The following is a 21,632-nucleotide window of genomic DNA, read 5'->3' on the forward strand; positions in this document are numbered from 1 at the left end:
GCGCCAAGAAGAGGCTGAGTACACACGAATTCGCTTATAAACCATACAAATATTGGCTGTTAACCATCACTTATGCAGGGATGGAGTGGCAAAATATCACACATCCTTCCTTTCATTCTAGCGTTTCACCTCCTTGTGGCGCTCTTTTTTTAATCCACCATAACCCCTTGGCATCGCCTTGCATGAGCAGAATGAGCATGTCTGTTCACTGATTGGTAAGGCTGCTCATGTCAGACCCCCGAACCCTAAAACTTGCGCTGGAGCTGGTTGCCCGTGTTGTTGGCCGCGAAGAGCTGCAAGGGCTCCTGACCGAGCTGGAGGCTCTTGGCCCCGGCAGTGCACAGGCTGCCACGGCAACGACTACCTTGACCGACGCGCAGGAGGCATTGCAGCAGAGCCTGCCCGAGAGTAGTGAACTGCTGGCCCAATCCACCCCCCAGTGGCAGGGCTGGGGCCAGCAGTTGGCTGCGGTGGTCGAGACCCTGTTGCTACTGGACAGTCGCTCCACCCAGGCCGCGCAGCGCATGGTGAGCGAGCAGCAGTTGATGGGGCAAGCCACCCGCCAAAGCGCCGATGGGGCGGCAGAACTGGCCAAGGCCTTTGCTGTGTTGGGGCTGGATTTTGAACGGGCCAATGGCCGTATCGGTGAGGGTTTTCAGAAGACCATCGGCGCCCTGGATGTATTGGTGGCGCACACGGGCGCCAGTAGTGCCGCCATCGAGGAGGCGCTGGCCGCCGCCTACAACAGCGCCAAGACCACCGCCGAGATCGATGCGGTGATCGCGCGTCAGAAGCAACTGGCCGCCCAGGGCAAGATCACCGGGGATGCGCTGGCCCGCTCCATGGCCATCGCCGCCGATGCCATGGCCAAGGTGAAAGGGGGGAGTGGCGATACCGCGCGGTCAGTCGCGGCCATTGGTGATGGTTTTGACGAGGCCGCCGCACGGGCCAAAAGCGCCACCGATGCGATGCGCTCGGGGCTTAAATGGGTTCAGGATGAAGCCAAGCAGACGAATGCCAGCCTTGCCAGTAGTGGCGGAGGCGGTGGTCGAGGCGATATCACCCGCACCGTGAACGCCGGTTCTTTCTACTACAAGAGCGTGGACATCAACAGCTTGCGTGGCAATGCCGAGGGGCTGGCAGGGGTAGAGGAGGAGCTGGCCCGCTACAGCCAGAAGGTCAAGGACATTCCGGCTTACAGCGAGTGGAGCAAGTATTACGGCGAGAAGTTCCAAAAAGAGATGGAGGCGATGCAGGCCCGCCTAAAAGAGGAACTCAACAAAGCGTTGGCCAAGGAGAGTGCCAAAACCAACCAGGCCGCCACCCAGCCACCGGCCTCGGCTGTCGCGCCATCTACCCCCGGCACCAACACCCCAGGGACACGCAGGCCCTTGTCCGAGCGGATCACCATCGAGCTCAAAGGGGCAGGGGGGGCGGCCGAACTGCAGGCCGATGAGGCCAATGCGAATGCCCTGATTTCCCTTCTTAAACAGCAAGGACTGCGGCAATGAACGTGACCTTAAACAGCGTGCAACTGCCAGATGATCTGGTCTGGCGCGACGAGTTCGAGTGGGCGCCGGTCGAGCAGGTGGTGACCCCGACCCTGAGCGGCGCCCTGTTGGTGGAGGAGACCGCCAAGCCCGAGGGACGGCCGCTGACCCTGAGCGGGCATTGCTCCCGCGCCAAGGTGCAGGAGCTCAAGGTGTTGGAGGCGCAGGTGGCTCGGCTGATGACGTTGACCCTGCTTGATGGCGTGGCCCGCACCGTGATGTGGCGCCGCCCTGGTGTGGTGGCCACGCCCTTGTACGAGTTGGCTGACCCAGACGGTGATCACCCTTACGCCCTGACCCTGAATCTGACCGAAATTGAGCGCGGAGAGTAACCCCATGACCATTCTATCTGGCGATATCGTGTTGTTGGCCAGCCAGCGCCTGGTTGATACCGATGATGGCGGTGGCCGCATTACTGGCCGCGAGATCATCAGCGGCAACCATAACAGCCTGTTCCCTGACGTCAGCGATATGGATCGGGCCTATGGCACTGTGAATATGTGCAAGGCGTTTCTGGCGGTTCAGACGGACGACACCGACACCTACTATGGCGCCAATGCCATGGTACTGCTGCCGCCCAGTGACCCCAGCGTCAACCTGACGTTGATGACCACTAAAGACCACAACGACACCCGCGATAACGCACGCAACACTTTGGAGCGCTATCAGGCCCGAGGCCCGAAGTGGCAAGGGGTGCTCTACGATACCCAGCTGGAAGGGCAGCGAGCGATCCGCTTCTTCCAGCGGGTTGAGGCGCGATTGCCGGAGGTGGGCGAAACCCTGGTGCTGGTCGGCAACGAGAACAAGGCCGGGGAGTTCGAGCAGTATGTGCGGGTGCTGGATGTAACTCAGAAGCTGACCAAGTTCCAGATCCAGGGTGTGCCCGAGTTCACCCGCAACGTGGTCACCTGCACCCTGGCGGATCCGCTGCGCTACACCTTCGAGGGTGAGCAGCCGACCCCCTATGATGTGGTGACCAACCCCAAGACTGCCCTGCGCGAAACCGTGGTAGCGGATGCGGCCAACTACTTTGCATCTACCCGGATGGTGGATGATGCCGCCTTTGGCTCGATGCAGGTACGGGCCAAGACCATCTTTACCCAGCTGGTGCCTGCTGCCCGCAGCGAAACCCCGGCGGTGGATCTGACCGCTGCCGGTGAGCTGGCCAGCCTGGTGGATTCTGGCCGTGGGCTGGTGAGCATCAACACCGCAGCAGTGATCGCCCCGAGCCGTGGCCTGTTCCTGGGCAGCGGTGCAAAGCCTGGCACGGTGGCCATCACCATCGGCGCGGCCACCATCACAGACAAGGGGGGCGAGCTGGTTGTTGCCGGGTCGGTAGTCGGCTCCATCGACTATGGCCGTGGCCAGCTGGAGTTCAATGCCCAGTGCCCGAACTACGGCACCCAGAGCAAGACCGTCTCTTTCTGGCCAGCGGCCCGCCCTGCCCGTATTGCTGACACGGCCCAGATCCAGATCGCCGCCTACAACCGGGGCTATGCCTACACTATCACCCTTCATCCGACCCCTGCGCCTGGCACCACTACCGTCAGCTTTATGGCGCAAGGCAAATGGTATGACCTGAAAGACAACGGGCGCGGGGAGCTGCTGGGCATCGACCGCTCTTATGGCTCTGGCACCATCAATCTGGCCACCGGGTCGGTGATGCTGACCCTGGGCGCCCTGCCGGATGTGGATACCTCCATCATGTTCAGCTGGGCCACCCCGGTGAACTACACCAACCGCAGCGGGCAGGCCATCAGCATCGGCAAAAGCGCCTGGCAGCTCCCCCACAAGGGGATCACCCCAAAGAGCGTGATCCTCACCTGGGGCAACGGCAAGCGGGCCACCGATGCGGCGGGGGACGGCAAGATAACCGGCGATATTACCGGCATCATCAATTATGCAGAGGGGATCATCGACCTGGAGCACGTCACCTTGCCAGCCTTGGGTCAGGAGTACGCCGCCCAGTACCAGTATGGTGAGCCGGTGACCGAGCGCCATATCGAACCGGGGCGCCTCAATACCCCCGGCCAGGTGGGGCACCTCTCCATCACCCTGGACGGCAAGGACGGCGGCGGCGCCCACAACCTCACACCGGGATCGTTGCGGGTCAAGTTCAACGCCCTCTATCACAAGTTCGATGTGGACGATCAGGAGCTGGTGATCCAGACCCGCGATCCCATCATCACCTTGCGCGATGACGGGCTGGGCAAGCTGATCGATGCCAGCGGTGTGGTGCTGGGTGCCATCGACTATGCGGCGGGAACCCTGCACTTTATGCCGGATGGCTCCAGCCCCCTGCCTAAGCCGAAATACGCCTGGGTGACCGTGGGCACCCGCTGGGAAGGCAACAACCAGATCGCGGTGCAGCGCTGGACGATGACCGGTATCGAGTACCACAACACCGCCTATACGTTCCCTGATGGCGAACAGGGGTGGGTGGATGTGACCTACCGCAACAACAACAGCGCCGAGGCCCAGAATGCCACCCTGACCGCCCAGGCGCTGCGCATAGACGTTACCCCAGGCTTTGCCGAGGCGATTCTGGAGGGGTCGATGCGCTTCACCCTGGGTGGGGCGGTCTATGTAGACCGCCAAGGCGTGCTCTACCGCGACCCGGATCCAGAGACAGGGGCAGGCATCCAGGCGGGCACCATCGACTATTCCAACGGGTTGGCGGTGCTGGCCGACTGGGCAGCCGGGCAACCGGCCCAGCCATCGCTCCAGAGTCTGGCCACTTCATTCAGCGCCCAGTCAGTGGATGCGGTGACGTTCCGCACCCCAGGCGCACCCTTGGCACCGGGCAGCCTCTACATCAGCGCCAACACCGCCAGCGGGCGCCGTATCGAGGCCACGGCAGACGGGGACGGCTTTTTCACCACCCCCGACATGGATGGCAAGGTGAACTATCAGACCGGCATCGTTACCGTGCGCTTTGGCCGCAAGGTCACGGCAGCGGGCAACGAGACCCAGCCATGGTATGACGCCGAACAGGTGGGGGAGGATGGCAAGATCTGGAAGCCGATCAGCGTGGTTGCTGACTCTATCCGCTTCAACTGCGTGGTGTTCAGCTATCTACCGCTCGATGCCGACATTATCGGGCTGGATCCGGTGCGGCTGCCGTCTGATGGCCGTGTGCCGTTTATCCGCAAGGGCAACATCGTGGTGGTGCATAGCACCAAGCGCGGTGCCTACCCGATGGGGGTGACGGCTGGCCAGCAGTTCAACACCGGGCGCCAGCGGCTGGCTTACTGCCATGTGGAGGACAAGAACGGCAAGCTGCTCGATCCTGCGCTCTACAGCGCCAATCTGGATAGTGGCGTGGTCACCCTGGCCACCCCGTTGAACCTGACCGGCTATGTGGAGCCGTTGGCGGTGGTTCACCGGATTGAGGATATGAGTCTGGTCACCGATGTGGAGATCTCTGGCCGCCTGGTGCTGGCCCGCCCCCTGTCTCACGCCTATGACGCTGCTGACACCCTGGTGTCGTCAGCACTGATCATGGGCGACTTGTGGGCGCGTTACACCAACCTGTTTGACCAGAAGGTTTGGACGAACAAATGGCAGGACTTTGTAGACGGTGAGCCGACCACGGCGCAGTACAACGACACCGATTTTCCCATCGTGGTGACCAACCGCGCCACCCTGGAGGAGCGCTGGGCCATCATCTTCCAGACCAGCACCACCTTTGTGCTGGTCGGTGAGCATGTGGGCCAGATTGCGCTGGGGGATGTGAATACCGACTTTGCCCCCATCAACCCCAACAACGGCCAGCCCTATTTTCGGCTGGACAAGCGCGGTTGGGGCGCTGGCTGGGCGAGCGGCAACGTGCTGCGTTTCAACACCAAGGCGGCCAACTTCCCGATCTGGGCCATCCGTACCGTGCTGCAATCGGTGGCGGCCAGCGAGAGCGACCGTTTTGAGCTGCAACTGCGCGGCAACGTTAACCGCTAACCGGGTGGGGCACCGTGCCCCGCCCATTATTTTGTCGTGGGGCAAAATGCCCCGCTGATGGAGAAAATCAGATGGCTGCTTATCCGGTAAAGTGGTTTTCAAGCGAGATGCAAGGCGCCCCGAGCCTGGGCGATACCGCAGATGGCGCCCTGGCTGCGCTGCTCAAGGCGGTGCTGGTCACCGGCTTTGGCACGCTGACCATCAACGCGCTGGCTTTCGATGCCGCAAAGGGGTGGGCGGTGGCCACCTTTAGCGGCGGCCATGCCTATCAGCAAGATTCAGTTATCCAGGTTGATGGGGTATCGCCTGCCGCCTACAACGGCGAGCATAGGGTGATGCAGGTCACCGCCACTCAGGTCTGGTTTGAGCTGGACGGCGGCAACCCCGGCGCTGCCGGTTCTGGCGCAGCCATGACCATGAAGGTGGCGCCGCTGGGCTGGACGATCACCCATGAGAGCGGTGACGGCAAGATTTTTATCGTGCGCCCCACCAACGTCAGTGAGTCGGGGAATGTATCGTGGCGAATTGATAACAGCGCATTCACTGGATGGACGGGCTCTAACCAGTATGGGTTTGCCTCCTATCTGGCCAAGATCACCATGGTTGAGGATGTGGTGGATATCAACACCTTTACCACTATCTATGACCATCGTTGGCCTGCGACCCAGCGCTATACGGCAAAGACCTGGGATCTGATAGGCGATAGCCAGTTCTTTTACTGGCTACCGAGCATTGGCAACTACAGCTATCAAACAGTCTATTGCACCGGCTATATCCGTTCAGTCAGACCCGGTGACCGTTACCATGCTGTCCTGTGCCATTACTTCACTACGGCGGCGAATGCCAACGAGTCAAACTGGGGTAACCGGGATGCGAGTGGTGCCGCTTATTGGGGAACAACACTCACCACGTTCAACACCACCGATCAACGAGCGATTGCTCGCCCATATCATCAGTTGTTTGGCACAACATCATGGTGGCTCAAGGGCATGTTTGCCCGTTTTGGTGTGGGATTGGCCGTACCCAACGGCCCAGATAACGGATTTTACTTCTCTACCGACCCCTGCATGGTGATGGAGAACGGCAACCATCTGCGCGGCTATATGCCAGGACTTATCGTGCCATACGGTGATATCACCGCTTGGCACCGTAAAAACTTTGGCGATTTGCCAGCGCTGCCCGGCAAGAAGGTGCGCTTCATTCGTGGGCTCTATCAGGTGAATGTCTACAACGCCGATCCGCGCTCACTGATTGGGTTCGATATCACCGGCCCCTGGAGGTAAGCGATGGTAACGCTGTATGACACTATCAAGGCGGCCAGCCCTATCGCGTTTTGGCCGCTAATAGATAACAAAGACCATAGCGGCAACAATCGGCATTTGGTGGCGCACGGCTCACCCGCTTTTTCCCAGCCAGCAATGAACAGTGATTTATTGCCGTCAATGCAAACTGGGAATTTAAATGCGGCATTGCGTATTGAGCAGTCAACGCTACCAAAAATAGTGTCGATAGAGGGGTGGTTCAGATTGGCCGGTGCCAAGGGGTCAAACATCTACAGCACGGTTTTTGGATTAAATCAGCCGTTCACCGGTTTCAATAGCCGTTACATCATGTTTTACCACGAAACATTGGGGTTTTGTTCCTATCAGAACATCACCTCCGTGAACCAGCCCGTCACCTATCGCTCGGCAAAAACATGGGAGCTGTTATCGAGCGGGTCTCATCATGTGGTGATGCAGTACGAGGCGGCCAGTAACAGCACCAAAATATATATAGATGGGGTGCTGGATGCCGGTATGACGGTGCCCCTTGATGTGTTTATGCAGTTGGCCAATACCTATCTGGCCATAGGGGGGTACTACTACGATGGTAATGTCACCGGTAACTGTCAGTTATCTCATGTAGCGATTTATGGCCGAGAGCTGACTCAGGAGGAGATAACCGGCCGCCAATCTTTTGTTATTGGTGATCCTGATTTTAAGCTGCCGGTAAGAATTACGGCAATTGCCGCCAACCAGGAACTGCGCAGCCAGTTCCAGCCGCAAGATGTAGCCTGGCGTGGCACCCCGCCGATGTGTGCGGGGCCGGTAAACCTCCAGCAACAGACCCAGTACCCCCTCTGCAAGGGGCGGGATTACTATTGGTGGCGTGATGGGGTGCAGAACGTTTTGCAGGGCTATATCGAGAGCACGGTGACCATCAGCGGGGTGGAGGTGCGGCGGCGGGTGCTCTGCTTTACCCAGGATGGCGAACTGGTTGGCGAGACCTACAGCCGCGCATCGGATGGGGTCTATCGGTTCGATCTGCTGTGGCTGAACAAGCGTTATATGCTGGTCGCCCAGGACGATCCCGCCTTTGGCCCCGCCGACTACAACGCCGTGGCCGCCGACTACCAGGCACCGAAACCCTACCCGCCTGGCGGGGGTGTGGCCCCTGCGCCGTTCCCCATGCTGGCCCCGCTCAAGAGGAAATAGCCATGCTCACCTATGTGGACACGCTGCGCACCAACCGCGCCCAGCTGCTGGCAACGGCCATCGACACCGGCAGCGGCCCCAGCGCTACCCTGACCGTCTACACCGGCACCAGACCGGCTCCGGGGGCGGCCATCACCGACCAGCTGGCTCTGGTGGTGCTCAAGTTCAGCCACCCCTGTGCCAAGACGGTCAGCGGCGGGGTGCTGACCCTGAAACCCCTGGCCGAGCAGATGGCCACCGCCAGCGGCGCCCCCACCTGGGGGCGCATTGCGGATCGGGATGGCGCCTTTGTGGCGGATCTCGATGTGGGGGTGCCAGGCAGTGGCGCCGATCTGGAGATACCGGCCAGCGAGTTTTTTGCCGGTGCCCTGATCCGCATCAATAACGCCACCATCACCGAACCGTAACCGGGGGGCCATATGGCCAGAAAGGATGCCAGCCTAGCGCTGCGTAAGGCTCGCAGCATCAATGGCCAGCTGGAGCTGAACCAGTCAGACGTGGTGCGCCTGGTAGGCATCCTGCATAGTACCAACTTGCCGCCACGCCTGAGTGCGTCACCGGGTCTGGTGCTGTCATCGGTATTGGATGGCGCCCCTAATCGCTCCAGCGCGATGCTGGACGGCTCTGTGGTACTTGATGCGGTGCTTGCCAGCCATACCCATGGCCGTGGGGAGCTGGTCGGTGCGTTCGTCATTGAATGCACCATGGCGAGCACATCCCGCGCCCCGCAGCCTGTGCTCGCCGGGCAGTATGACCAGAACGTATTCCGAGGCCCTGCCAGTGCAATGGGGGATGTTTGGGAGCGGGCAGATAGCCATTCCCAGGCACTCAGTAGCGAATGGCAGAAGGCAGGCACCGAGCGGGCAACCAGCCGCTCCCTGTGGCAGCAGGCCGCCGCGCATCAGCAGCAGGTGGCCGAGCTGGGCGAGCAGATGCACCAGACGTTCATGGCCAATCAACAGCGCTTTGCCGAGGGGATGCCGGTCAGCAAGCAGAACCGCCAGGGCTATGACAGCCTGGCCGCTGGCCATGTGGCGAATCAGTCCCTGTGGGTTGAGGCGGCCCCGGTCAGCAGCTGGCGCCTGGTCGGGTTCACCAACCCGCCGCGCTTTGACAAGGCTTGGCAGGCTGACCAGTGGCAAGAGGGCATCCCCATCGGTAAAGGGGTGGCCGCTCAAGCCTGGCATCACGGCAAGCCGCTGATAGAGGGCTGGCGTGATGGCTGGGACGAGGCTATGTGGCCATCCAAGGGCAAGACGCCGCCGCCAGAACCACCCAAGCCCCCCATCCGCCCCGATAAGCGGGTGTTGCGGCTGGCGTTCGGGCGCAAGCGCGACACGGCAGAGCTGGAGTTCGTCTGGCAGGGCAGTGATGCGGCAATCGTCATTCCAACCCGGAGGGTTTATCTGGTGAGCAATACAGCGAAGATCGTGCGGGTACGGGATGGGCTCGATATCCCGGCCACTGCAGTGAGCATCGAGCTCGATACCGACTCTTGGGCGTGGCAGTTCAGCGCCCAGATCCCCCGTATTGCGGCAGCTGCGTTGACCGATGAGGAAGAGGTCAGCATCCATATCAACGGTCAGCGATGGGACTGCGTGTGCGATGGTTGGCAATCGAGCCAGAGCTTTGGCCGCGAGTCGGCAACGCTGACGGGCCGCTCGCGAACCGCTTACTTGTCGCCAACCCATGTATTGGCGCAGGCGGTGAGTGAGCGTGCAGCCGCGACCATGGCCCAGCTGGCTGCGGCCGTATTGCCGGTGGGGTGGACGCTGGATTGGCAAGCGGCTGACTGGTTGGTGCCTGCAGGGTTCTTTAGCCTGGACAACCAGACCCCGATCGAGGTGGTCAGGTACCTGGTCGAGGCGGCCGGTGGTTTTGTGTTGCCACACCAGCGCAACCGCCATCTGGTCATCAAGCCGCGTTATCCCACAGTGCCGTGGCAGCTCGATACAGCGCAGGCCGATGTGGCGATCCCCCGCGCCATCATTACTACCCTGGGCAGTGACTTCCAGCCGGGTCATGCCGCCAACGGGATCTGGGTCAGCGGTGGCCACCAGGGCATCAGTGCGCGGGTGGTGCGCCAAGGGACGGCTGGCGAGCAACAAGCGCCGACCATCACCCACCCGTTGGTATGTGATGTGACGGCCGCCCGTGCCCAGGGTGTGGTGGGGCTGGCCAAGACCATGCCCAAGCGTACCCAGACCATTGAACTGCCGTTGTCAGCTGATACCGGCTTGATCCTGCCGGGGGCGTTGCTCACCGTGGACGGTTGGAAGGGCTACAACCGGGGCGTCAGGGTCTCTGCTGCGTTGCAGAATAGGGCCATGACGGTACGCCAGCAGCTGAGTGTGGAGCGATTTGTATGAACCTGTTTAAGCGATTCCTGGAGCTGGTGCCCGGCGCTGATCCCTTGCTGGTTGGTACCGTGACCGCAGTAGGTACCACGACCACCACTCTCAATACGTTGGCGGGCGGGGTGGTCACAGTTCGGGGCACCGGAGTAGCCATCGGCAAGAAGGCGTTTTACAGGGGAGGGGAGCTGGCAGGAGAGGCGCCGGATTTACCGACCTATGAGGAATAGAGGTTTAATGCCGGTTTAACGGGGTTATCAAACTCAGTGATTCCGGTGCCATCAAGTTTGATAAACTACTGGGCCGGTAGCTTTTCATTTTCCCCGCAATTCTTTTTCATTTTCGGCGGCGGGCTACACCATTTTTGCCGCAGTTCAACACATCAGAGCACCTTATCGCGGCAAGATGAGGTATCTTATGCCCCGATTTCATCCATTAAACGGATCCGAGACCCCATATGATCATCAAACCCAAGGTTCGCGGCTTTATCTGCACCACCACTCATCCGGTCGGTTGTGAAGCCAATGTTCGTCGCCAGATCGCTTATACCAAGGCCAAGGGCACCATCGAGAATGGTCCCAAGAAGGTGCTGGTGATCGGCGCTTCCACCGGTTATGGCCTGGCCTCCCGGATTGCGGCTGCCTTCGGTAGCGGCGCCGCCACCCTCGGCGTCTTCTTTGAAAAAGCGGGCACCGAGTCCAAGACCGGTACCGCTGGCTGGTACAACTCTGCCGCCTTCGACAAGGCAGCCAAAGAGGCGGGCCTCTACGCCAAGAGCGTCAACGGCGATGCCTTCTCCAACGAGTGCCGCGCCAAGGTGATCGAGCTTATCAAGCAGGATCTGGGTCAAATCGATCTGGTTGTCTACTCCCTGGCCTCTCCGGTGCGCAAGATGCCGGAAACCGGCGAAGTGGTGCGCTCTGCCCTCAAACCGATCGGCGAGGTCTACACCACCACCGCCATTGATACCAACAAGGATCAGATCATCACCGCTACCGTCGAGCCGGCGAACGAGGAAGAGATCCAGAACACCATCACCGTCATGGGCGGTCAGGATTGGGAGCTGTGGATGGCTGCCCTGCGTGATGCCGGTGTGCTGGCTGACGGCGCCAAGTCCGTGGCCTACTCCTACATCGGTACCGATCTGACCTGGCCAATCTACTGGCATGGCACTCTGGGCCGCGCCAAGGAAGATCTGGACCGCGCCGCTGCTGCCATCCGTGGCGATCTGGCTGCCAAGGGCGGCACCGCTCACGTGGCCGTGCTCAAATCCGTGGTGACCCAGGCCTCTTCCGCCATTCCGGTGATGCCGCTCTATATCTCCATGGCCTTCAAGATCATGAAGGAGAAGGGCATTCACGAGGGGTGCATGGAGCAGGTGGATCGCATGATGCGCACCCGTCTCTACGCGTCCGACATGGCGCTGGACGAGCAGGCTCGCATCCGCATGGATGACTGGGAACTGCGCGAAGATGTGCAGCAGACCTGCCGCGACCTGTGGCCATCTATCACCAGCGAGAATCTTTCCGAGCTGACTGACTACACCGGCTACAAGCAGGAGTTCTTGCGCCTGTTTGGTTTCGGTCTGGATGAGGTCGATTACGATGCGGATGTAAATCCGGACGTGAAATTCGACGTGGTCGAGCTCTGAGTCTGACTCAAGTGAAAACAGGGCCCCGCGGGGCCCTGTTTTTTTGGCAAAAATCCCGCTAATTTGCGGAATTTTATTATCAGCGATCACCTTTTTCCCATATCAAACCCGCTAGTCTTGCGCTGATCGGATCACAGACGGCATTGCCGAGGAACGGAAGCTATGACCACTCCAAACGAGGCGCCCAAGAAGCGCCAACTTCCCACTGTCTATACCCTGCTTTTTATTATCATCGCCCTGATGGCCGCCCTGACCTGGGTGCTGCCAGCGGGCAAATATGACTATGTCACCGCCAAGACCCAGAAGCCGGTGGCGGCAGCGGCCGTGGCCGATTACAGCGGCGACGAGCGGCTGTTGCCGGTGCCCGGCAGTTACACCGAACTCCCCGCCCACCCGCAAGGGGTATTCGAGGTGCTCAAGGCGCCCATCCAGGGTTTTCACAAGGCGGCCGATGTGGCGCTGTTCGTGCTCATCATCGGCGGTTTTCTCGCGGTGACCATGCAAAGCGGTGCGCTTGATGCCGGGGTAGGGGCCATTGTGCGTGGCTTTGCCGGGCGTGAGCGGCTGCTAATTCCTGTGTTGATCGCCCTGTTTGCCCTCGGCGGCTCCACCTTCGGCATGGCGGAGGAGACGGTAGCCTTCTGGGCGCTGATCGTGCCGGTGATGATGGCGGCGGGCTTCGATCGCATGGTGGCGGCGGGGATCATCCTGCTCGGCTCCGGGGTCGGGGTGCTCGCCTCCACCGTCAACCCGTTTGCCACCGGCATTGCCTCCGGTTTCGCCGGCATTCCCATTGGTGAGGGGATTGGCCTGCGGGTCATCCAGTGGCTGCTGCTGGTGATCTTCGCCTCCTGGTTCGTGATGCGCTACGCCAAACAGGTACAGCAGGACAAGTCCCGCTCCGTGCTGGCCGATATCGTCTATGACGACGAGTTCTCCCAGATGAAGAGCGGCAACCTCGCCTTCACCGGCAAGCAGAAACTCACCATGCTGGTCTTCTTCGGCACCTTCCTGCTGATGATCTATGCGGTGGTGCCTTGGTCAGATCTGGGCATCGATCTGCTGCCTACCCTGGGATGGTGGTTCGACGAGCTCTCCACCCTGTTCTTCAGTGCTTCCATTTTGATTGCGCTGATCAACCGGATGCCGGAGTCCAACTATGTGGCGACTTTCCTGAGCGGCGCTCGGGATCTTATCGGGGTGGCACTGGTGGTGGCGGTGGCGCGTGGCATCTATGTGGTGATGGAGCAGGGCGTCATCATCGACACCATTTTGCATTGGGCTGAAGGGCTGGTGACCGGACTCTCCTCGTCGGTCTTCATCCTGATGGCCTATCTGGTGCACATCATCCTGAGCTTCTTCATCCCCTCCACCTCGGGCTGGCGACTGTCTCCATGCCGCTGATGGGGCCGCTGGCGGACTTCTCCGGCATCTCCCGGGATCTGGTGATCACCGCCTATCAGTCCGCCTCCGGCTGGATCAACCTGTTCGCCCCTACCGCCGCCCATCTGGTGGCAGGTCTGGCGCTCGCCAAGATCCCCTACGATCGCTTTGTGCGCTGGGTGCTGCCATTTATCATCGGTGTGGCTCTCATCACCATGGCGGTACTGGTGGCCGGTGCCCTGCTGCACGGCTGATGGTGCGGATTGAAAACGACAGATAACAAAAAGGCTCCCGCGGGAGCCTTTTTCATGAGCTTTGCTTACTGCTTGTAGCCCTTGAGGAAGCGGGCGAGGCGGCCGATGGCATCCTCCAGCTCCTCTTCGCGGGGCAGGAACACCAGCCGGAAGTGATCCGGCGCCGGCCAGTTGAAGCCGGTGCCCTGTACCAGCAGCAGCTTTTCCTGTTGCAGCAGGTCGAACACCATCTTCTGATCGTCGCGTATGTCATACACCTTGGGGTCGAGGCGCGGGAACATGTAGAGCGCCCCCTTGGGTTTGACGCAGGAGACCCCGGGGATCTCGTTCAAGAGCTCCCACGCCTTGTCCCGCTGCTTGCGCAGGCGGCCGCCCGGCAGGATCAGCTCGTTGATGCTCTGGTAGCCGCCAAGCGCAGTCTGGATGGCGTGCTGCATCGGCACGTTGGCGCACAGCCGCATGGAGGCCAGCATCTCCAGCCCTTCAATGTAACCGCGGGCACGGCCCTTGGGACCGGTGATGACCATCCAGCCCTGACGGAAGCCGCAGGCACGGTAGGCCTTGGAGAGGCCGTTGAAGGTCACCACCATCACATCGTCACACAGTGTGCAGACGCTGGTGTGGGAGATATCGTCGTAGAGGATCTTGTCGTAGATCTCGTCGGCGAAAATGATGAGGTTGTGCTGGCGGGCGATCTCGATCACCTCCAGCAGGAACTCGCTGCCGTAGACTGCACCGGTCGGATTGTTGGGGTTGATCAGTACCAGGCCGCGGGTGCGCGGGGTAATGCGGGCGCGGATATCGTCGAGATCCGGGTACCAGTCAGCCCCTTCGTCGCAGCGATAGTGCACCGCATGGCCACCGGAGAGAGTGACGGCGGCGGTCCAGAGCGGGTAGTCGGGGGAGGGTACCAGCATCTCGTCGCCATTGTTGAGCAGCGCCTGCATCGCCATCACGATCAGCTCGCTGGCGCCATTGCCAATGTAGATGTCGTCGATATCGACCTTGCGCATCCCTTTTTGCTGGTAGTACTGCATCACCGCTTTACGGGCAGAGAAGAGCCCCTTGGAGTCGCAGTAGCCCTGGCTCAGCGGCATGTTGAGGATCACATCCTTGATGATCTCTTCCGGCGCATCAAAGCCGAACGGTGCCGGGTTGCCGATGTTGAGCTTGAGAATGCGGTGGCCTTCGTCTTCGAGACGGCGAGCCTCTTTATGCACCGGGCCGCGGATGTCATAGCAGACATCGTCGAGCTTGTGCGACTTGTCGATTGTGAACATGGTGAGTGTGATTCCTTCCCCACAGGGACGCGTTGGCGAAAAAGGCGATTTTTAGTATCAAATTTCTTTTCCCCTATTCTTCACAGAATTGAATGCTAGAACAATCCTCTTTTTAGAAGAATTCCCTGATTTTTAGCCCTAAAACAGGGTTACTAGAACGTTAAATTCAGCACGATCTTTGGTGCTAACCAAGGTTAACTAGTGAAACATGGGGAACGAATTAACAAAGCTGCCTGACTGTGTTGCAATATCCGGATCCTGTGGCACGATTGGCTTGTGTAAAAAATCGTCTTCGTCCCCCTTTTCGATGAGTTGAATGGCACTCATGGTGTCATCTTTATGTGGTTCGCTCATCGGTGTTCACTTCTGCGAGGTTTTCCCATGCAAGCTCCCGTTCCAGGCCGCTATCGCCACTTCAAGGGGGGTTACTATCAAGTGCTTGCCCTGGCTTTGCATACCGAAACCCAGGAGCAGCTGGTCATTTATCAATCCGAGCAGGATGGTCAGGTCTATGCCCGACCCGTCGCCATGTTTATGGAGTGGATTGAGCATCAGGGGCAGGTTGTCAGCCGTTTTGCCCCTGCAGGAGACTGACCACGCCTCCGTTTATATCGTTCAAGGGATGAACACTCGAGCTAAACGGTGTCACAAGTTGTCGCATGACGCCCTTGGGTATGAGATGTGCAGCCAGCTGTCTTAATGATAAATCCCTTATCTAATCAACTAATTGTGACGAATGTCACATTGAGTGAGCCCCGCCTGCCGGGTTCGCAATCTGGACTCACACTCCCATAATGCTGCGCTTGTTCAAGCATGGGCCCTTCTCGGGTCTTGTTCGGTGTTATCTCAAATGGGAGAAATAATGTGAAACCTGTTGCTGCTGAGTTTATGGGCACTTTCTGGCTGGTATTGGGCGGATGCGGCAGTGCCGTGCTGGCTGCAGCCTTCCCTCACGTCGGGATTGGTCTGCTGGGGGTCTCGCTGGCTTTCGGTCTGACCGTGCTGACCATGGCGTTTGCCATCGGCCATATCTCCGGTTGCCACCTCAATCCGGCCGTGACCGTCGGTTTGTGGGCGGGTGGTCGTTTTCCGGCATCCGGTGTACTGCCTTATATCGTGGCGCAAGTGTTGGGTGGCATTGCCGCCGCTGCCGTGCTTTACGTAATTGCCAGCGGTCAGGCCGGGTTTGATCTCTCTGCCGGTTTTGCTTCCAACGGCTACGGTGAGCACTCTCCGGGTGGTTACAGTCTGACTGCCGCACTCGTATGCGAAATGGTGATGACCGGTTTCTTCCTGTTCGTCATCATGGGCGCCACCGATAGCCGTGCGCCTGCCGGTTTCGCGCCGATCGCCATCGGTCTGTGCCTGACCCTGATCCACCTCGTCAGCATTCCGGTGACCAATACCTCGGTCAACCCGGCCCGCAGTACCGGTGTTGCGCTGTTTGTCGGTGACTGGGCCATCAGCCAGCTGTGGCTGTTCTGGGTTGCCCCGATTGTCGGTGCCATTCTGGGTGCGCTGGCTTATCGCCTGGTGGCGACTGAGCAGAAGTAATCATTTGCGAAACAAAGTGTGGTATCGACACGCCTGCGGGCGTGTTTTTTGTTTCTGGAGGGGCGAGAAAAGAGCATTAACCGAGGCTAACCTCAGAGCCCTTTGGCCTGCAGCATCTCTTTGTAGCGCAGGTGGAGGAGCTGGACACGCTCCACATAGGCACGGGTTTCCGCATAGGGCGGGATACCGCCATGTTTTTGTACGGCGCCCGCACCGGCGTTGTAGGCCGCGGTCGCCAGCGCCACGTTGCCGTCATACTGCTTGAGCAGTCCCGCCAGGTATTTCACCCCGCCGAAGATATTCTGCTCCGCCAGCAAGGCATTGCCGACCCCCAACTCCCGCGCCGTGGCGGGCATCAGCTGGGTCAGCCCCATCGCTCCCTTGCGGGAGACCGCAAGAGGATTGAAAGCGGATTCCGCATGGATCAGCGCCCGGATCAGCGCCGGCTCAACCTGATAGGTTTTGGCGGCCGCCTTGATGGTGCTGGCATAGTCATAGAGAAACAGCCCTGTGGTCTGCCAGTTGACGCTGGATTTGGGGTCGCAGGCGAAGCAGTCGTTGAACAGCAGCAGCTCGTAATGGCCCTGTTCGGGCGCCATGTCGGAGTAGCGAACCACCCCGTTTTGTTGCACCGATTTATAGACCTGGATCTGCTTCTTGCCGTTGGTGGCGACTGCCGTCGTTTGAGCGGTGTCGGGTTGTTGGACGGGAGTTGAATCTTTGACCGGACGCAAGGGGGAGGGAGCTGCGGTCAGGAAGATCACCTCCGCGGGGGGGGGAGTCTGGCTCCATCCGCTCAGGGGGATCAACAACATATGGCCTGCCAGCATCCATGCTTTCAACCCTGATACTCCTTCTTGTGATGACCATGTTGAGTAAAGCATCATGACGAGGGCAGAACAAGCGGCCAACAGGGGGCAAATGATCCGATTCGGTGACCGGGATCAAAGTATCCGCCGCAATAAAGGATTGTCATCATAAAGCACGGTTTTGGCAGTCAGGCGGTGGGTCATGGCCTCTTCCACCGGGTAAGCAAGCTGCCCATGACGTCCGCTTTTTTGTTGACGAAAGGCATGCTATCGTGCTGGCGTCATGTGGTCGGATTAGCGCACCGTATCTGGCACTAATAACTGATTATCAAAGGATTTGTCTGTGACAAGCAAGCTGGCGATGGAACTCACTTTCGAAGAGTACTGCGACGCCGACCTCTCCCTAATCAGGGACTATTACGAGACGACGTTTTCCCACTATGTGCCGGATCTGGCCGAGCGGATCTTTGTCGTGCGTGATGCTCACTGGCTGGTGGGGGCGGTTCGGTTACGGGACGAGGAGGAGTTTTACCATCTGTGCGGCTTTCGCCTGTTGCCCCACTACCAGTCGCTGGGATTGGGGTCACGGCTGCTGCAGCACGCCTGTCACGGTCTGTTGGACAAACCTGTGGTCTGTCAGGCGCTGCCCTTCGAGAAGCCTTTCTATCTCAAGGCCGGGTTTGCCGATATGCCCCTCAATCAATTGAGCGGGTCGCTCTTCTCCCTCTACGAGCGGCAGCAGCAGCAGGGGTATCAGGTGGAGCTGCTGGTACGGGATACCACCCAGCCCCTCCTGAATTGAGCGGTTTAGCGCGGTTTGGTCAGCAGGTGGATCTTGCCCGGTGACAGCTCCAGCCCCAGCAGATTCTCCTTCAGCCAGGCCTGATCCGGATCCTTGTCATTGAGTTTGTAGACCGGTTTGGTCTCGAGCCGCTTCTCCATGCTCTGCAGCAGCATGTTGAGCATCAGCCCGAACTTCTTCTCGGCCGCCTCCGGCTCCAGCTTGTACTCCACCAGCTTCATGTTATCGAGAAACAGCGCGCTCTGGCTCTTGTCATAGCGGGGTCTCGCCTCATAGGTCATCTGCAGGCGTGCGTCATATTCGGTATTGTCTGGCAGGGCGATTTTGAGCTTGCCCTTGCCATAGACCCGGGCGGTATCGGGGCGTTGGCGACCGATCTGGACGTCGCTCTGCTCAAGCGTCACATGGGCCTTGATGATGCCCGGCAGCTCCAGCTGTTTGTCGACTTGCACCTGAGATTGCAGGTACTGGTTTATCTGTTGCTCATTGATGTCATATGAGCCTTGGCCTAGCATGGCCAGGCTGAGCAGCATAGATTGCAGGATCATGCGTGCGACCTGATAGAATGGATTTGCCTTACAGCATACCATCCCGGCCGGTTGGGGTCTGCCCACCGCGCTGTTTGTCGATTAGAAGGAGTCCCCGTTGTTTAACGGTCTGGAACACGATCTTCAACTGCTGTTTTCCCGTTTTCTGGGTTGGCTGCTACTGCTTTTTCATACCGTGATTGTCACCGGTGTGTCGTTTCGGGTGGTGATGAAACGCCGTCCCATCGGGGTGTCGCTGGCCTGGCTGGCGCTGATCTATGCCATTCCGTTTGCCGGGGTGGGTTTCTATGTGCTGTTTGGTGAAATAAAGCTGGGGCGCCGCCGTGCCGAGCGCGCCCAGGCCATGTATCGCCCTTATGCCATTTGGATTCGCCAACTGGCCCGTCTGTTCCCGCAGCACTGCTGCGAAGTGGGCGCCAAGGCACAGCCGCTGCACGATCTCATCCAGGGACGGCTCGCCATGCCGATGCTATCCGGCAACCGCATGACCTTGCTCAACAAGCCGGACTGGATCTTGCGCGAGATAGCCCAGGATATCCGTCGCTCGACGCTCTCCTGCTATCTGGAGTTCTATATCTGGCATCCGGGCGGCGATGCCGACGAGGTGTGCGAGGCGCTCATTGAAGTGGCGCAACGCGGCGTGGATTGTCGCTTGCTGCTCGATTCGGTGGGCAGCAAGCAGTTCTTCCGCTCCCACTGGCCCAAAAAGCTGCGCAAGGCGGGGGTCAAGCTGGTGGAGGTGCTGCCGGTCGGCGCCTGGCGCATTCTGTTCCAGCGTCAGGATCTGCGGATGCACCGCAAGTTGGTGGTGATCGATGACAGGGTGGGTTACACCGGCTCCATGAACATGGTGGATCCCCGTTTCTTCAAGCAGGATGCAGGGGTCGGCCAGTGGGTCGACATCATGATCCGGGTGCAGGGGCCCATGGTGCCGCTGATGTGGTCGATCTTTGTCTGGGACTGGGAGATGGAGACCGGCGAGCGGCTGCTCGACAGTCTGCAGCATGAGCCGGAGGCCTGGCCCCAGACCAACTACCGCGCCCAGCTGATCCCGTCCGGCCCCTTCGTCGGCGGCGACTGCATCCAGCAGAGCCTGCTGCTGGCCATCTATCAGGCACGCAGCCATCTAGTGCTGACGACCCCTTACTTTGTACCCGACGATCCGCTGGCGGCTGCACTCAGCTCGGCAGCGGCGCGCGGGGTGCAGGTGCAGCTGGTGTTGCCGGCACGCAACGACTCCATCATGGCCAATTACGCCTGCAACGCCTTTATGGAGGAGCTGCTGGCGGCCGGGGTGGAGATCTACCGCTTCGATGCCGGTCTGCTCCATACCAAGAGCGTGCTGGTGGATGATGACTTCGCGCTGGTGGGGACGGTCAATCTGGATCGGCGCAGCCTCTGGCTCAACTTCGAGGTGACCCTGCTGGTGGACAACCCCTCGTTCGTGGCCCAGATGACCCGGCTGGTACAGGGCTATATGGCGGAAGCCACCCCGATGACCCTGGCCCAATGGCAGGCCCGCCCCTGGTACAAGAAGGCGATGGAGAACATCTTCTATCTCTTCAGCCCCTTGCTGTGATGTTGTGGCGAGCCGCAAGAAAGTGGACTCGCCATCTGATTGGACTTGCCTAGCCCCGAGTCCGCCCCGTAGAGTGCAGTGACAACTCCCTGGAGACACATGGATATATGAAAAAGATAGTGGCCCTCGCCGTGGGTGCGGCACTGGTAGGTGGTGGTCTGGCTGCGTGCTGGTACACGGGCAACAGCTTCGACAACATCATGGCGGAACAGATCGCCAAGGTGGAGAAAGAGAGCGGGCTCGACATGCAGTGGCAGCCGGGCAGCAGCAACCTCTTCACCCGTGACGGGGTCCTGAAGGTCGTGGTGACGCCGGAGGAGCTGGCTGCCATCGACAGCGAGCTGGAGGGCAGTCAGCCCATCGAGTTGCAACTTGTGGTCAAGAGCCAGATCCTGCCGCTCTACATCAAGAGCCACTTCCTGCTCGATACCCATAATGGCACTCTGGCGCCGGTTTTCACCGCACTGGGCATGGAGCAGTGGGAACTCGGTCTGGAGTCGGTCACCAGTCTCTGGACCCAGGGTAACAGCAGCCGTTTCTGGGCCAATGAATTCAAGATCAAACAGGGGCTGGACGAGTTTAGCTTCCTGCCCCTGAGCGGCGAGTTCCACGGCAATCTGGAGGGGAATGGTCACCTCACCATGACCTGGCAGGGGATGACGGTCCATGAAGAGCAGAGCAAGATGGACTTGGTGCTGGCCGATCTGAAAGGGAGTGCCGACATTGCCGAGATCAGCGGTGTGCTCCTCTCGCCCCAGAGCGAGATGACCCTCTCGGCCCTCACGGTACAACTGCCTGACAGCGTCAAGGTCGCCCTGCAGGGGATGACAACCGAGACTCAGCTGACCGGTGATGATGCCCAGACCCTCTCCAGCAGCTATCAGATGAAAATTGCCAAGCTGGATCTGGAGAACGAGACCGACACCCTGGCGGTGACCGACAGCAAGTTGGCGCTCAACCTCAACGGTCTGGATCTGGAAGGGTATCAGGGGCTGCAGGCCGCCGGTGGCAAGGGGGTTGAAGATGCAGCCATCCAGCAGGCGCTGGACAAGATGCTCAAACGTGGCGCGACCCTTGAACTGGCCGATCTCAGCGCCAAGCTCAACGGTGAGGTGGTGACCATGAAGGGGGACGTGAAGCTGGCCTCCACCTCGCTGGAGCAGCTGTTCAACAGCGACGCGGGGATGCAGGCCCTATCCGGCGTGCTGCATGCCAGCCTCAGCGACAAGTTGGGCAAGGCGGTGCCGCAACTGGCCCCCATGCTCGATCAGCTGACCCTGATGGGTTATCTGAAGGCCGACAAGCAAGCGCTGACCTCCGAGCTGAAGCTGGAGAAGGGCGCGGTGACGGTAAACGATCTGCCGCTCTGACACTCGGCGCAGAAACAACAACGGCTCCCACGGGAGCCGTTGTTGTTTCTGGCGTTTGCATACGAGCCAT

The 21,632-nt window shown here is 59.9% G+C and carries 17 protein-coding genes and 1 pseudogene; 15 read left to right on the top strand and 3 right to left on the bottom strand.

Translation table 11 applies throughout. The features are described 5' to 3' along the window. Positions 1-227 precede the first annotated feature (227 nt). From BN1139_RS08635 to BN1139_RS08680, 10 genes and pseudogenes are all read left to right on the top strand, one after another. A complete protein-coding gene (locus BN1139_RS08635) occupies positions 228-1,511 on the top strand; it encodes a hypothetical protein (protein ID WP_005353325.1) in 1,284 nt (427 codons plus the stop codon). Then, positions 1,508-1,882 (top strand): hypothetical protein, encoded by a 375-nt coding sequence (locus BN1139_RS08640; RefSeq protein WP_005353322.1) that lies wholly within the window; start codon positions 1,508-1,510, stop codon positions 1,880-1,882. The genes BN1139_RS08635 and BN1139_RS08640 overlap by 4 nt, the downstream gene beginning before the upstream one ends. A 4-nt stretch (positions 1,883-1,886) precedes the next feature. Next, positions 1,887-5,504 (top strand): hypothetical protein, encoded by a 3,618-nt coding sequence (locus BN1139_RS08645; protein ID WP_005353320.1) that lies wholly within the window; start codon positions 1,887-1,889, stop codon positions 5,502-5,504. A 71-nt stretch (positions 5,505-5,575) separates the two neighbouring features. Next, positions 5,576-6,787 carry a hypothetical protein gene (locus BN1139_RS08650; RefSeq protein WP_005353318.1) on the top strand — a complete coding sequence of 404 codons (1,212 nt, stop codon included), beginning with the start codon at positions 5,576-5,578 and terminating at the stop codon, positions 6,785-6,787. Between the two features lie 3 nt (positions 6,788-6,790). Next, positions 6,791-7,978 carry a LamG-like jellyroll fold domain-containing protein gene (locus BN1139_RS08655; RefSeq protein ID WP_005353316.1) on the top strand — a complete coding sequence of 396 codons (1,188 nt, stop codon included), beginning with the start codon at positions 6,791-6,793 and terminating at the stop codon, positions 7,976-7,978. A 2-nt stretch (positions 7,979-7,980) separates the two neighbouring features. Further along, positions 7,981-8,385: a hypothetical protein gene (locus tag BN1139_RS08660; RefSeq protein WP_005353315.1), complete on the top strand. Its 405-nt coding sequence runs from the start codon at positions 7,981-7,983 to the stop codon at positions 8,383-8,385. Between the two features lie 12 nt (positions 8,386-8,397). Beyond that, positions 8,398-10,347 carry a hypothetical protein gene (locus tag BN1139_RS08665; RefSeq protein WP_005353314.1) on the top strand — a complete coding sequence of 650 codons (1,950 nt, stop codon included), beginning with the start codon at positions 8,398-8,400 and terminating at the stop codon, positions 10,345-10,347. Continuing rightward, complete coding sequence (locus BN1139_RS08670; RefSeq protein WP_005353313.1) at positions 10,344-10,562, top strand: hypothetical protein; 219 nt, start codon at positions 10,344-10,346, stop codon at positions 10,560-10,562. The genes BN1139_RS08665 and BN1139_RS08670 overlap by 4 nt, the downstream gene beginning before the upstream one ends. A gap of 227 nt (positions 10,563-10,789) precedes the next feature. Then, entirely contained in the window at positions 10,790-11,983 is a 1,194-nt protein-coding gene (gene fabV / locus BN1139_RS08675; protein ID WP_005353312.1) for an enoyl-ACP reductase FabV, read from the top strand. Positions 11,984-12,145: 162 nt separating this feature from the next. Beyond that, positions 12,146-13,620 (top strand): annotated as a pseudogene (locus BN1139_RS08680) (YfcC family protein). 65 nt (positions 13,621-13,685) lie between these two features. Here the strand turns inward: BN1139_RS08680 and BN1139_RS08690 are convergent. Next, a complete protein-coding gene (locus BN1139_RS08690; RefSeq protein ID WP_005334367.1) occupies positions 13,686-14,900 on the bottom strand; it encodes a pyridoxal phosphate-dependent aminotransferase in 1,215 nt (404 codons plus the stop codon). A gap of 381 nt (positions 14,901-15,281) precedes the next feature. Between BN1139_RS08690 and BN1139_RS08695 the strand changes: the two genes are divergently transcribed. Both BN1139_RS08695 and aqpZ read left to right on the top strand, forming a co-directional pair. After that, positions 15,282-15,494, top strand: coding sequence for a DUF1653 domain-containing protein (locus BN1139_RS08695; protein WP_005334366.1), 213 nt, complete (start codon positions 15,282-15,284; stop codon positions 15,492-15,494). Positions 15,495-15,764: 270 nt separating this feature from the next. Next, positions 15,765-16,454, top strand: a complete 690-nt coding sequence (aqpZ, locus tag BN1139_RS08700) for an aquaporin Z (protein ID WP_005334357.1) — start codon at positions 15,765-15,767, stop codon at positions 16,452-16,454. Between the two features lie 92 nt (positions 16,455-16,546). On the opposite strand, the gene BN1139_RS08705 is transcribed toward aqpZ, so the two are convergent. Further along, positions 16,547-17,296 carry a lytic transglycosylase domain-containing protein gene (locus tag BN1139_RS08705; protein ID WP_005353309.1) on the bottom strand — a complete coding sequence of 250 codons (750 nt, stop codon included), beginning with the start codon at positions 17,294-17,296 and terminating at the stop codon, positions 16,547-16,549. A 328-nt stretch (positions 17,297-17,624) separates the two neighbouring features. On the opposite strand from BN1139_RS08705, the gene BN1139_RS08710 reads away from it, so the two are divergent. Further along, positions 17,625-18,065, top strand: coding sequence for a GNAT family N-acetyltransferase (locus BN1139_RS08710; RefSeq protein WP_041980377.1), 441 nt, complete (start codon positions 17,625-17,627; stop codon positions 18,063-18,065). Between the two features lie 5 nt (positions 18,066-18,070). Here the strand turns inward: BN1139_RS08710 and BN1139_RS08715 are convergent, their stop codons facing one another. Continuing rightward, entirely contained in the window at positions 18,071-18,613 is a 543-nt protein-coding gene (locus tag BN1139_RS08715) for a YceB family lipoprotein (RefSeq protein ID WP_005353308.1), read from the bottom strand. 97 nt (positions 18,614-18,710) lie between these two features. Between BN1139_RS08715 and cls the strand changes: the two genes are divergently transcribed. Together cls and BN1139_RS08725 are read left to right on the top strand one after the other, a co-directional pair. Next, the gene (gene cls, locus BN1139_RS08720; RefSeq protein WP_005353307.1) at positions 18,711-20,192 is read left to right on the top strand and encodes a cardiolipin synthase; all 1,482 of its coding nucleotides are present in this window, start codon (positions 18,711-18,713) and stop codon (positions 20,190-20,192) included. A 107-nt stretch (positions 20,193-20,299) separates the two neighbouring features. Next, the gene (locus BN1139_RS08725; protein ID WP_005353305.1) at positions 20,300-21,562 is read left to right on the top strand and encodes a DUF945 family protein; all 1,263 of its coding nucleotides are present in this window, start codon (positions 20,300-20,302) and stop codon (positions 21,560-21,562) included. Positions 21,563-21,632: the final 70 nt, after the last annotated feature.

The sequence above is a fragment of the Aeromonas veronii bv. veronii genome, from assembly GCF_000820225.1.
GTDB lineage: Bacteria > Pseudomonadota > Gammaproteobacteria > Enterobacterales > Aeromonadaceae > Aeromonas > Aeromonas veronii.